Source organism: Pseudomonas sp. HMSC063H08 (assembly GCF_001813645.1).
In the GTDB taxonomy this organism is placed as follows: domain Bacteria; phylum Pseudomonadota; class Gammaproteobacteria; order Pseudomonadales; family Pseudomonadaceae; genus Pseudomonas; species Pseudomonas aeruginosa.
The window spans coordinates 113653-125927 of the sequence record NZ_KV813476.1; the positions used below are offsets into that span (position 1 = coordinate 113653).

At 67.3% G+C, this 12275-nt stretch carries 13 protein-coding genes; 5 read left to right on the top strand and 8 right to left on the bottom strand.

Annotated features, from left to right (window positions below; genetic code table 11):
- Positions 1–5: 5 nt before the first annotated feature.
- From pdxH to dinG, 5 genes are all read right to left on the bottom strand, one after another.
- A complete protein-coding gene (gene pdxH / locus HMPREF2924_RS19745) occupies positions 6–653 on the bottom strand; it encodes a pyridoxamine 5'-phosphate oxidase (RefSeq protein WP_003108674.1) in 648 nt (215 codons plus the stop codon).
- Positions 654–751: 98 nt separating this feature from the next.
- Positions 752–1633, bottom strand: coding sequence for an OmpA family protein (locus HMPREF2924_RS19750; protein ID WP_003108672.1), 882 nt, complete (start codon positions 1631–1633; stop codon positions 752–754).
- A gap of 205 nt (positions 1634–1838) precedes the next feature.
- Complete coding sequence (locus HMPREF2924_RS19755; protein ID WP_003086355.1) at positions 1839–2984, bottom strand: EstA family serine hydrolase; 1146 nt, start codon at positions 2982–2984, stop codon at positions 1839–1841.
- Between the two features lie 109 nt (positions 2985–3093).
- Positions 3094–5367, bottom strand: a complete 2274-nt coding sequence (locus HMPREF2924_RS19760) for a hypothetical protein (RefSeq protein ID WP_003134013.1) — start codon at positions 5365–5367, stop codon at positions 3094–3096.
- A gap of 78 nt (positions 5368–5445) precedes the next feature.
- Positions 5446–7590 carry an ATP-dependent DNA helicase DinG gene (gene dinG, locus HMPREF2924_RS19765; protein WP_003086351.1) on the bottom strand — a complete coding sequence of 715 codons (2145 nt, stop codon included), beginning with the start codon at positions 7588–7590 and terminating at the stop codon, positions 5446–5448.
- A gap of 129 nt (positions 7591–7719) precedes the next feature.
- Between dinG and HMPREF2924_RS19770 the strand changes: the two genes are divergently transcribed.
- The gene (locus HMPREF2924_RS19770) at positions 7720–8184 is read left to right on the top strand and encodes a CopD family protein (protein ID WP_003082024.1); all 465 of its coding nucleotides are present in this window, start codon (positions 7720–7722) and stop codon (positions 8182–8184) included.
- Between the two features lie 38 nt (positions 8185–8222).
- On the opposite strand, the gene HMPREF2924_RS19775 is transcribed toward HMPREF2924_RS19770, so the two are convergent.
- From HMPREF2924_RS19775 to HMPREF2924_RS19785, 3 genes are all read right to left on the bottom strand, one after another.
- The gene (locus HMPREF2924_RS19775; protein WP_023094838.1) at positions 8223–9032 is read right to left on the bottom strand and encodes a hypothetical protein; all 810 of its coding nucleotides are present in this window, start codon (positions 9030–9032) and stop codon (positions 8223–8225) included.
- Positions 9025–9324 (bottom strand): DUF1145 domain-containing protein, encoded by a 300-nt coding sequence (locus tag HMPREF2924_RS19780; RefSeq protein ID WP_003086345.1) that lies wholly within the window; start codon positions 9322–9324, stop codon positions 9025–9027. The genes HMPREF2924_RS19775 and HMPREF2924_RS19780 overlap by 8 nt, the downstream gene beginning before the upstream one ends.
- A gap of 115 nt (positions 9325–9439) precedes the next feature.
- Entirely contained in the window at positions 9440–10072 is a 633-nt protein-coding gene (locus HMPREF2924_RS19785) for an OmpA family protein (RefSeq protein WP_003082015.1), read from the bottom strand.
- A gap of 130 nt (positions 10073–10202) precedes the next feature.
- Here HMPREF2924_RS19785 and HMPREF2924_RS19790 point away from each other — a divergent pair, with 130 nt between their 5' ends.
- From HMPREF2924_RS19790 to HMPREF2924_RS19805, 4 genes are all read left to right on the top strand, one after another.
- Positions 10203–10700: a DUF6231 family protein gene (locus HMPREF2924_RS19790; RefSeq protein ID WP_003086343.1), complete on the top strand. Its 498-nt coding sequence runs from the start codon at positions 10203–10205 to the stop codon at positions 10698–10700.
- Positions 10701–10702: 2 nt separating this feature from the next.
- Complete coding sequence (locus HMPREF2924_RS19795; RefSeq protein WP_003125052.1) at positions 10703–11176, top strand: YchJ family protein; 474 nt, start codon at positions 10703–10705, stop codon at positions 11174–11176.
- Positions 11176–11493, top strand: coding sequence for a hypothetical protein (locus HMPREF2924_RS19800; RefSeq protein WP_003134026.1), 318 nt, complete (start codon positions 11176–11178; stop codon positions 11491–11493). The genes HMPREF2924_RS19795 and HMPREF2924_RS19800 overlap by 1 nt, the downstream gene beginning before the upstream one ends.
- An 82-nt stretch (positions 11494–11575) precedes the next feature.
- Entirely contained in the window at positions 11576–12196 is a 621-nt protein-coding gene (locus HMPREF2924_RS19805; protein ID WP_003081997.1) for a trimeric intracellular cation channel family protein, read from the top strand.
- The last annotated feature ends 79 nt before the right edge of the window (positions 12197–12275 follow it).

The window sequence follows — 12275 nt, forward strand, 5'->3', positions numbered from 1 at the left end:
AGGACTCAGGGCGCCAGGCGTTCGCGCGACCAGCCGCCGTCCTGGCGTCGATAGTCGAGACGGTCGTGCAGGCGGCTCGGCCGCCCCTGCCAGAACTCGATGCGCTGCGGCAGGAGACGGTAGCCGCCCCAGTGCTCGGGACAGCTCGGCGGCTGGTCGGCGAAACGCCGCTCGGTGTCCGCGAGCAGCCGTTCCAGCTCGGCGCGATCGGCGATGACCCGGCTCTGCGGCGAGGCCCAGGCGCCCAGGCGACTGCCCAGCGGACGCACCTGGTAGTAGGCGTCGGATTCCTCGGGAGTGACCTTCTCGACGTTGCCTTCGATGCGCACCTGGCGCTCCAGCGCCGGCCAGAAGAAGGTCATGGCCGCCCGCGGATTGGCCGCCAGTTGCTGGCCCTTGGCGCTTTCGTAGTTGGTGAAGAAGGTGAAGCCGCGCTCGTCGAGGCCCTTGAGCAGGAGGATACGGCAATGCGGATAGCCGTCGGCGTCGACGGTGGCCAGGGTCATGGCGTTGGGTTCGACCGGCAGGCGCTCGGTCTTCACCGCGTCGTCGAACCACTGGCGGAACAGGCTGAAGGGATCGCTAGGGGCGTTGGCCTCGCTGAGGCCATCGCGGGTGTACTCGCGGCGCATATCGGCCAGGGACTGGGTCATGGCGCATCTCCAGGGGGAAATGCGCCATAGCTTAACCGCAGACTCCGCCTCGCGCTTGATCCGGGACAATGGCGCCAAGCGCCCTGCCCCGGTTCGGCTCAGTTGCCCTGGGCCAGGGACAGCAGGCTGGCGCGCTGGGTATAGAGCACTTCGACGCGACGGTTCTGGGCACGGCCGGCGGCGCTGGCATTGTCCGCGCGCGGCATGTCGGAACCGACCCCCTTCAGGCGCAGCTGGTCGCCTTTCAGGCCGCTGAGGCGGAAGATCGCCGCCACCGACTGGGCACGCTCGAAGCTCAGCTTGTCGTTGACCGCCTTGCTGCCGGTGCTGTCGGTATGGCCGAGTACCAGGATACCGCTCTGCGGATCGGCCTGGGCCATCTTGGCGACCTTGCCCAGCGGGTTGAGGGTGATCGGCATCAGCATGGTGTGGCGCTTGGGATTGAACGAGTAGTCGGCGGGGGCGATGACGATCAATGCGTTGTCGCGGCGTTCGAGGGTGAACTCGCTACCGGCGATCGCTTCGCGCAGGGCTTTCTCATGAGTATCCAGCCACTCCTTGGTGACCTTCTGCTGGACCAGTGCCGGCTTGCCCGACGCCTTGCTCGCCGAGCTGGCGCCGAACGGCCACCACCAGGGGTTGGCGGCCTTCGGCTCGGCTGCGGCGGCGACTTCTTTCTTCGCCGCGGCGATCTCGGCCTTCTGCTCCGCAGCCTTGGCGGCTACGTCCCGACCGCCTTCGTCCTTGCCGAACGGCCACCACCAGTGGCTGGAGCCGACATGCTCGGCTTCGGCCTTCTGTTCCGTGGCCTGCTTGGCGACGGTCTGTCCGTCGTCCTTGCCGAACGGCCACCATGAATGGCTGGAAGCCTGCTCGGCCGGAGCCTTGGCTGGCTGCGAGGAAGCATCCTGGGTCTGGAAATAGCTGCAGCCGGAGGCGGTCATGCAGAGAAGAAGCGTCGAGGTCTTAAGCAGTTTCATACGTCGGGGTCCGTTGGAAGTGAAAGAAGGCGAGCCCGATGGAACATTCGGCTCAACCGCCGGTCACATCGCAGCGATGCCGGAGTCGATCCACTGCCCCGGCAACGCCCTATCTCATACGACGCTTTAGATTGTGTCGCTAAGCCATTATTTGGCAATGAAATTTAGCGTCGAGCCGACAAGCGGTTAAAAGTTAACCAACGGATTACAGACACTCCCCCGCGACACGCGCCAGCTGTTGCGCCCGCGGATCCATCAGCACGTACGGCCCCAAGGCGTTGCTGACAAAGGAAAAAGCCAGGTCGCGCTCGGGATCGGCGAAGCCGATCGAGCCACCCGCCCCAGGGTGGCCGAAGGCCTTGGGGCCGAGTCCGTAGGTCGCATTGGCCACGCCCGGTTGGTCGAGCATGGTGCCGAGGCCGAAGCGGGTCCGGGTCAGCAAGGTCCGATCCTCGCCTACCGCGTGTTCGTGGGCCAACTGGCCCAGCAGTTCATCTTCCAGCAAACGTCCCTGCAACAGGCCGCTATAGAAGCCGGCGAGCGCGCGCGCGTTGCCATGGCCATTGGCGGCCGGCTGCTGCATGCGTCGCCATTCCGGCTTGTTGGTGCTGGTGAGGATCGACGGCGGATTGGTGAAGGCGCGGGTGGTCAGCGCCAATGGCTCGCTCATCATGGTCTTCAGCATGCGCTGGGCGGCAGCGTCGCCGAGGCTGCCCTTGCTCCGCGCCATGTGGGCGACGCGGCCGAACTGGCTGTCGTCCAGGCCGATATGGAAATCCAGGCCCAGCGGTGTCGCGGTACGCGCCACGATGGCCTCGCCCGGCTCGCGGCCGTCGACCCGGCGGATCACCTCGCCGAGCAGCCAGCCGTAGGTAATCGGTGCATAGCCGTGCGCTTCGCCGGGCGTCCACCAGGGCTCCTCGGCGGCCAGTGCCGCGGTCATCGCCTGCCAGTCGTAGAGTGCCTCGGGCGGCATCTGCTTGCGCAGCGCCGGCAGGCCGGCGCGATGGCAGAGCAACTGGCGCACGCTGATCGCTGCCTTGCCGGCCGCGGCGAACTCGGGCCAGTAGCGTGCCACCGGCGCGTCCAGTTCGAGCTTGCCCTCGGCCACCAGTTGCAGCACGGCAACGGCGGTGAAGGTCTTGGTGCAGGAGAACAGATTGAGGATGGTGTCGCGCTGCCAGGGCTGCTCGCCGTCCTTGTCCGCGACGCCGCCCCAGAGGTCGACCACCGTCTCGCCACCGACCTCCAGGCACAACGCCGCGCCGCGCTCCTGCGGATTGTCGAAAAGCCGGGCGAAGGCCTCGGCAAGCGGGGCGAAACGGCTGTCACAGTGGCCTTGGGGCGTCATGGGCAAGTTCCGGTGGGAAAGTGGTCGGGGCATTCTTCCAGCCCTCGGCGGCCTTGTGAACCCTGACATAAGAGGGGTTCGCCGCAAGCGGGCGGCGGTGAATGCGCGCTCATGAACCGGCTGAATCCTCGCGCGTCGGCGGAGGCTCGACGGCAGGCATGGAACTGGCCATCGCCGACAGTCGCGACAGGGCGGCAAGGTTGCTTCGGCGCACCGTGTCGACGAAGCCGGCGAACGGCAAGCCCGTGATCCCGACCAGGCCGATATGGCCGTTCTCGCCGTCCAGCAGGCGCCCGCTGGCCGGTTGGTCGAGGTACTGGAACCAGTGGGCGCCGACGATATACGGACTCTTCAGCGCCGCCTCCAGGAACGTTCGGTAGGAGTCGCCGCGCGCCCGCTCATTGGCCGCCTCGCTGACGCCACCCCAGAACGGACCGCGATCCCGCGAGCCGAAGTGGAACTCGCTGATCAGCACCGGCTTGTCCAGCCGCGCCAGCAGGGAGTCGTCCAGGCCCTGCCCGGGCAACGGCGTATAGAGGTTGAAACTGAGCAGGTCGCAATACCGGGCGCAGGAGGTGATCGCCTCGGGAGTGCTGACGGCGAAGCGGCCGCCGAGCAGGAGGTGGTTCGGTGCGTGCCATTGCAGGGCGTCGCGCAGGGTCTTGAAGTAAGCGTCGGCATACAGCCGGAGGAAGGCGCTGTAGTCCTCGGCGATGGCCGGATGCCCCTCGCCCGGCAGCGGAGCCGCGTAGCCCGGCGCCTCCAGGGCCTCCCAGGCGGCCAGCTCGATGCCCCAGGCCTGGGCCAATACCTCATGGCGCAGGTACTTGGCTTTCAATTGCTTGACGAAGGCGCGCTTCGCCGGACTGTCCATGGACAGCCTCAAGGCTCCGAAAGCGAGGCCGTAGCGCGCCTGGGCCGAGCCGTCGCGCCCGGCCCAGGCCAGTTCGTTGTCGGCGTAGTAGCCGAGCAGCCAGGGATCGTCGCGGTGGTCGCGAGCAGCGATGGCGATGACGCGCTCGGCGGCCATGGCGAAGCGCGGGTCGAAGGGATCGGGCATGGCTCCCCACCAGTCGAAACCGCTGCTGACCGTGGCGTAGTCGCCGGCGATCGACAGCGGCAGGCTGTAGGGCATCCGCGCCTGTGCGGCGAGCGCCGGATCGCTCCAGTTGCCGAGGCTGTTGAAACCCCATGCCGAGAGGCGCTCCAGGGTGCGCTGGCGCCATTCGCCGGCGAGCTGGTCGGCGCTCGCCTGGGGAGCGATGCGCTGGCGATTGGCACCGAGGAAATCGAACCAGCGGCCATGCCCGAAGCGCCGCGCGGCCTGCGCGGCGACGCCGCGGCGGTCGTCGCCCTCACCGAAGAATGCCGCCAGCGGCTCACCCTCCGCCGGCAGTTCGGCGAACATCGGCTCGCGTCCCTCGACGTAGGTCCGGCTGCCGTCGGCGGTCACCGCATTAACGCCCAGCGACCAGAACGGATGTCCTTCCGGAGTAACCAGCCACCAGCGCCCGCCACGTTTTTCCGTGCGGAAGAAACCGCTGGCTTCGAACACCGGCCCACCCAGCAGGCCGCCGAAACGGTCGCGCGCCGGTGTCTGCCGTTCCCAGTCGCGGAGCTGTGCGGCCTCGGCCGCATAGGCGCTGCGCAACTGTTCGTCGGAACGAATCTTTTCCGGCCAGTCGGCGCGGCTGTACTGGCCATAGCGATCGATCAGGCCGGTCAGGATGCTCCGCTCCACCGCTCTCCCTGCGCGTATGCCGAAACGTCCGAGCAGGATGCTCTGGGGAGCTTGCGGCGAGCGCAGGGACAGGCTCAGCGCCCCGACCCTGGCGCGGTCCAGCGAGCCCTCCACGCGTGGCGCCAGCAGCACCCGCTGGCCTTCGACCATCTGCGGCATCGGCGGCCCCGCACGCATGCCCAGAGCCTCTGGCGAAACCGCCCGCAACGGCACCAGCAGGGTCTGCGGCGGGCCTGCCGGAAGCTCGATGGATGCCTGCAACCCCGGCGCACCCTGCTCGCCCTCGATCGCGACCTCCAGGGTCATGTCCCAGCTCATGGCGTTCTGGATGCGCAGGCTCAAGTAGTCCGCTGCGGACCAGTCCCAACGGCCCTGCGCCGGACTCATGCGCAAGGTGGGCCGTTGCGCCGGGCTGAAGGTGACGCGACGGAGAATGTCGCCCTCCGGGGTGGCCTCCGCCGTCACGCTGGGCAGGTCGGCATCCTCCAGGGTGATGCCGACCACGGCCATCGGCTTGACGAAGTTGAACAGCACCTGCTGGGTGTCGTTCGCCGCCAGCGGCGCGGCCACCGCGAGCAGGCCGAGAAGCAGGGGAAGATGCCAACGCGAACGGATCATGAAGCCTGTTTTCCTTAACTCCATCCCGGCATGGACAAATGCCGGGAATTTCCCGATGCGGCTCGGACGTGAAGGCTGGCGCCCTCCGCGCAGATCAGCGCGTCAGGCGATTTCCCGGCGGAACGGCGGCAATGCATTGAGGATAGCCTTGCCGTAGCGCTGGGTGACCACGCGGCGATCCAGCAGGGTGATGGTGCCGCGGTCCTGCTCGGTGCGCAGCAGCCGCCCGCAGGCCTGGACCAACCGCAGCGAGGCGTCTGGCACGGCGATCTCCATGAACGGATTGCCGCCGCGCGCCTCGATCCACTCGGCCAGCGCCGCCTCCACCGGGTCGTCGGGTACCGCGAAGGGAATCTTGGCGATCACCACGTGTTCGCAATAGGCCCCCGGCAGGTCCACGCCTTCGGCGAAGCTGGCGAGGCCGAAGAGCACGCTGTCCTCACCGTCGTCGACTCGCGACTTGTGCTTGTTCAGGGTTTCCTGCTTGGACAGGTTGCCCTGGATGAACACCCGCTTGCGCCAGTCGCGGTCGAGACCGTCGAAGACCTCCTGCATCTGCTTGCGCGAGGAGAACAGCACCAGGCTGCCGCGCGCGCCCTTCACCAGTTCCGGCAGCTCGCGAATGATCGCCGCGGTGTGCTCGGCGGCGTTGCGCGGATCCGCCTTGAGGTCGGGGACCCGCAATACCCCGGCCTCGGCATGGTGGAAGGGGCTCGGCACCACCGCGGTGACCGCGTTGCGCGGCAGGCCGGCGCGCATGCGGTAGCGGTCGAAGGTGCCCAACGCGGTCAGGGTCGCCGAGGTCACCAGCACGCCATAGGCGACGTTCCACAGGTTGCGGCGCAGGGTCTCGGCGGCGAGGATCGGGCTCGCGTTGGCTTCGATGTCGTAGAAGCTGCCGCTCTCGGCGAGGGTCAGCCAGCGCGCCATCGGCGGGCTGTCCTGCGGGTCCTCGCAGGTGAATGCGGTCCACAGTTCCCAGTTGCCCTGGGCGCGCGCCAAAAGACTACCGAACAGCGGGTACCACTCTTCCGCCTGGTGGCTGGCGATGCCGCCGGCGCCTTCGCCGTCCATCGCCTCCTTGAGGATATCGGTGAGACGGGTGAACAGGTCGGTCAGCTTGGAGAAGCCTTTCTTCAGCTCGATGCCCATCTCGCGGATATGCTCGGGGACCACCCCGCCGACGAAACGGTGACGCGGCCGCTCGCGACCTTCCATGTCCTCGCCGGCGCGAAAATCGCCGATCTCTTCGCAGGCGGTGAACATGAACTGCTGCTGGGTCTTGATCTCCCGGGCCAGCTCCGGCACCTGTTCGATCAGGCGGCCGAGGTCGCCCGGCAGCGGGTGCTGGGCGAGCAGCTTGGTGAGGTTCTTGGCGATCTGCTCCAGCCAGTCGGCGGTAGCGCGCAGGCGGGTGAAATGGGCGAAATGGCCAATCGCCTTGTCCGGCAGGTGATGGCCCTCGTCGAACACGTAGAGAGTCTCGCGCGGATCGGGCAGGATGGCGCCGCCGCCCAGGGCCAGGTCAGCCAGGACCAGGTCGTGGTTGGTGACGATCACGTCGACCTTGGTCATCCCTTCACGCGCCTTGTAGAAGGCGCACTGCTGGAAGTTCGGGCAATGTCGGTTGGTGCACTGGCTGTGATCGGTGGTGAGCTGCGCCCAATGCGCGTCGTCGATCGCCTCCGGCCAGCTGTCGCGGTCGCCGTCCCAGCGGTTGCCGGCCAGGCGTTCGATCATCTGGTTGAACAGCTTGCTGCTGGTCTCGTCGACGTCGATGTTGAAACCGTCGTCGGCGAACAGTTGCGCCGTCGCGCTTTGCGCCTGGCCTTCCTGCAGCAGCACGTCGAGCTTGGACAGGCACAGGTAGCGCCCGCGGCCCTTGGCCAGGGCGAAGCTGAAGGCCAGCCCGCTGTTGCGCAGCAGGTCGGGAAGATCCTTGTGGACGATCTGCTCCTGCAGGGCGACGGTCGCGGTGGCTATCACCAGGCGCTTGCCACTGGCCTTGGCGCAGGCGATCGCCGCCAGGCTGTAGGCCACGGTCTTGCCGGTACCGGTTCCGGCCTCCACCGCGACCACCGCCGGCTCGCCCTCGCGGTGCCCCTCCTCGTCCTCCTTGATCGCGCCGAGGGCCTTGGCCACTTCGGCGATCATCAGGCGCTGGCCATAGCGAGGCTTCAGCTCCTTGGCTTCGAGAAAGCGGGTGTAGGCACCCTGGATCTGGGACTTGAGTTCGGCGCTGAGCATGGAATTCCTGGGCCCGGCGCGCAGCGGAAGGCGAATCCGCCGGCGCGCCATAGCTGGATAAATTTTCAGTGGTTCGACAGGGCGGCTATGATAACGCGCTTCGTCACAACCGCCAGCGGAGATCGCCGAATGACCCCCTACGCCCTCGTCTACGCCCTGCATGTCCTGGCCGCCCTGGTCTGGGTCGGAGGCATGTTCTTCGCCTGGACGATTCTTCGTCCGGCGGCCGTCGCCGCGCTGGAGGCCCCAGCCCGCCTAGGCCTGTGGCTGGAGGTGTTCCGCCGTTTCTTCCATTGGGTCTGGGCGGCGGTGATCCTGCTGCCGATCAGCGGCGTCGGCATGCTGCACCTGAGCTTCAACGGTTTCGCCGGCGCGCCGCGCTACGTACAGGTAATGATGGGGCTCTACGTCGCCATGCTGGCTCTCTTCCTGCGGGTGCAGGCGCTGCAAGTGCCGGAACTGCGCCGCGCGGTGCAGGCCCAGGACTGGCCGGCCGGCGGGCAGGCGCTGGGGAAGATCCGCCGCACCGTTGGCTTCAACCTGCTCCTCGGCCTGTTGCTGATAGCCCTGGTAGCGGCACGCCCGAGCCTCTGAACCGGCGAGGCGCCGGCAGCCGTGCTGCCGGCCTCTCCTCAGAAGCGCACGACGTCCAGGCTGCCGTCGCTGCCGTTGGCGCCGTTCGCGCCGTCCTCTCCGCTGCGCCCCGCACGACCGGCATCCACCGAGTAGATCCAGCAACCGGTGTCGTTATCCGCCGCACCCGGTTTGCCGGCCTTGCCTCCGGCGCCGCCGACGCCGCCTTGCAGACGGGTTTGCAAGCGCTCCAGAGGAAAATCGCCCGGCACTTCCAGACGAATCCGACCACCCGCCCCGCCCGGACCGCCGTCGCTTCCGGATTGGCCGTCGCCACCTTTCAGCGCGCTGCCCCAGAGGCAGCCGGAGGCCTTGCCGGAAGCCCCGTCCAGGCCATCGTAGCCTGGCGCGCCGACGCCACCGCGGGCGTCCAGCAGCAGGCTTTCCACCTCCACCGCCTGCAGGCGCAAGGTCAGGTCGCGGCCGTTACCGGCGCTTTGCCGGAAGGTGCCGGTCGCGCCGGGCGCGGAAATGATGCTGCCATCGGCCAGGTGGCCGCTGACGACTTCGATGCTGATTCGCTCCTCGCCCGGCGCCACGCCGATCCGGGCGTTCTTCGCCATGTGCAGTTCCTCGATGCGCAGGACGCTGACCTCCAGCGGAATCAGCAGGGCGGCATCCTCGCCGATCTCCACTCTGCGCAGGCGCAGCTCCTGGGCCCGCTTGGGCAGGCGCATCACCGAGTTCGCCTGAACCTTCACGGTTCCGCCGATACCCTGCTGGCGTGCCGTCGGCGCCTCGGCCGAAAACGCGGCGCCAGCCCAGGCCAGGGGAACGACCAGGAACAATCCGAGCATGGCCTTACGCATGATCGTCCTCCTTGTCCTGCGGCAACTCGCTGGCCGGGCTCAGCGCCGGCAACGCAAGCATGTGGAAGACCCCGAACAGCAAGACCTGGAGACGGTCCAGCCAGGGATGCGCACGCGCTTTCAGGCGTCGTCCGAGGACGAGAATCTCGATCAGGTGGATCAACAGGATCAGGCCGCCGGCTATCGACAACAGCCAGTTCAGCGGATAGGCGAACGGATGCAGCAGATTGACCAGCACCGCGCCCCAGAACACCAGGGTCACGAGCTTGCCCAGCCCGAGAAACGCTTTCATGGAACTCCCCCCAAGACATCGTGTGCGGGGGAACATACTCGCCAGCCCGCCGCGGCGCCAGCCATGAACGAAAACGGGGGCTTCGACGCCCCCGTTCTGCTCCGCGCCGCCAGCGTCATTCGCGCTTGATGAGGATTTCCACCCGGCGATTCTCGGCCCGCCCTTCGCGAGTCTTGTTGTCGGCGACCGGCTGGCTTTCGCCCAATCCCTGCACGCCGACGATGATGCTCGAAGGCACCCCGGCATCGATCAGATAGTTCGCCACGGCATTCGCGCGCCGTTCCGACAGCTTCTGGTTGTAGGCATCGGAACCGACGCTGTCGGTATGCCCGGTGATACTCAGGCGCGTACTGGCCGCCTCGCCTTTCAGGCGTTCGGCGATGCCGTTGAGCTTCTCGCTGTCGGCGGCGTCCACCTTCGACGAATCGAAGGCGAAGTGCAGGTCGCGCACGACAATGGTTTCTTCCTTGACGACAGGAGGCGGCGGCGCGACTTCCTCGACCGGCTGCGGAGGCGGCGGCGCGACCTGTTCGCCGGCACCGTGCACCCAGCAATAGGCGGCACCGACGCCACCGCCGATCAGGGCGCCCCAGCCGGCCCAGCTGCTGCTTTCGATCGCGCCCAGGCCGGCGCCGGTAACACCACCGACCGCCGCACAGGTCGGCCAGTCGCTTTTCTGCAACCCTGCGCAACCGGTCAGCAAGCCGCTGACCAGAATCAGGGGTAAAGCGGTCCTCGTGATGCTCATTGGAACTCTCCTCGTGGATCGGTTGTAACCGACAAATAGGGAGTAAAGACCCCAGCCGAAAAAAGCGCCAGCACTAGGCCATGCAGGCGCTTCAGGCTAGTCTTGGCGAATCCCAGGAGAGTGTTTTCCCATGAGCGAACCGATTTCTCCCCGCACCCCGCAGCAGGCCCTGGCCGCGTTGCTCGCCCGCTACGCGCCGAAGCGCTTGCTGCTGGTCGGCGCCAGCCGGCTGCCGGCGGTGGAGGCCTTCATCCACAACCATCCCCAGTGCCAACTGGCGCACAGCCCGGCGGCGGCATTGCCCGCCGAACTGGCCGGCCAGCGCTTCGACCTGGCGCTGTTCGTCGATTGCCTGGAACACCTGCCGCAGCGCACCGGTCTGCAGTTGCTCGCGGGCGTGCGCAACCTGAACGCCAGCCGGGTCGCCGTACTGGTCGACCTCGAGGCCAGCGACTGGCAGGAAACCGACTTCTTCGCCCTCGCCATGCAGAACAGCGAACGCTTCCAGCGCGAAGGCCAGACGCTGACCCTGTACACCTACGACCTGTACGAATACAAGCAGGTCCCCGATTGGCTGAACGCCAAGTTCTGGGCCAACCCGGAAAACTTCGGCAAGTACTGGTGGTAACCATGACCCAACCCTCCTGCCCCTGCGGCAGCGGCGACCCGCTCGACGATTGCTGCGGCCGCTATCACCAGGGACATCCCGCGCCCACCGCGGAAGCCCTGATGCGCTCGCGCTACAGCGCCTATGCTCTCGGACTGGTGGACTACCTGCGCGACACCACGCTGCCGGCGCAACAGGCCGGCCTCGATCTCGACGGCATCCGCGCCTGGAGCCACGGCAGCACCTGGCTCGGCCTGGAGGTGGAAAACCACGAGGTGCTCGGCGGCCAGCCGGAACATGCGCGAGTCACCTTCGTCGCGCGCTGGCACGACGCCGAGGGGGAACATGCCCATCGCGAATGTTCCGGCTTCGTCCAGCGCAACGGTCGCTGGTACTTCCTCGATCCGACCGTGGCCCTGAAACTCGGCCGCAACGACCCCTGCCCCTGCGGCGCCGGCGGCAAGCTGAAGAAATGCTGCGGTCCATGGATCACCTGATGCATTCGCTCGCCAGCTATATCCGCGCCATCCATGCCCTGCCCTCGCCAGTCTCGATAAGCGATGCGCAGGTCGAAGAGCAACAGCGCTGCGAGGACGGCGTCGAGATCCACAGCTGCGAAGCGCTCTACCGTTTCGACAACGGCGTGCGCCTGCGCCAGCACTGCGAGCGCGACCTCCTGCCAAGCAGCGGGGCCTGCGAGGAATGCTGGATCGGCTACGAAGTGCTGGATTTCGCCGGGCGGGAAATCAGCCCACGCCACAAGCACTTCGTCAACGCCTGCCAGGAACGCTTCTGGTTGCGCATGCACGCCTGAGATACAGCGCCAGGCGGCGCGGTTTGGGCGTTGACGAGCGCTCGGGTAGAATGCGCAGCCTTTTCATCCGGGCCCCATCCCCATGCTGCTGACCGTGCTCTACATCATCGCCATCACCGCCGAAGCCATGACCGGCGCGCTGTCGGCCGGCCGGCGCAGCATGGACCTGTTCGGCGTGGTGCTGATCGCCTGCGTCACCGCCCTGGGCGGCGGCTCGGTACGCGACATGCTGCTGGGCCATTACCCGCTGACCTGGGTCCGTCACCCGGAATACCTGGCGCTGACCGCAGTCGCCGCGCTGGTCACGGTGTTCATCGCGCCGCTGATGCGCCACCTGCGCTCGCTGTTCCTGGTACTCGACGCGGTCGGCCTGGTGGCCTTCACCCTGATCGGCTGCCAGGTCAGCCTGGAAATGGGCCACAGCCTGCTGATCGCGGCGATCAGCGGGGTGATCACCGGGGTGTTCGGCGGCATTCTCCGCGACATCCTGTGCAACGACGTACCCTTGATCTTCCGCCGCGAACTCTATGCCAGCGTGTCCTTCGCCAGCGCCTGGTGCTACCTGATCTGCGTGGAGCTGGAACTGCCCTCCGAGCAGGCGATGCTGATCACCCTGTTCAGCGGCTTCCTGTTCCGCCTGCTGGCCATCCGCTTCCACTGGGAAATGCCCAAGTTCGTCTACCAGGACGATTTCGACCACTGAGGCAAGCGCCTGCCCCTGGTCGACGCGTTCCTCCACCCCGCGCCTGTCCCCGATGCCACGGCCCGCGACGCGGTTATCC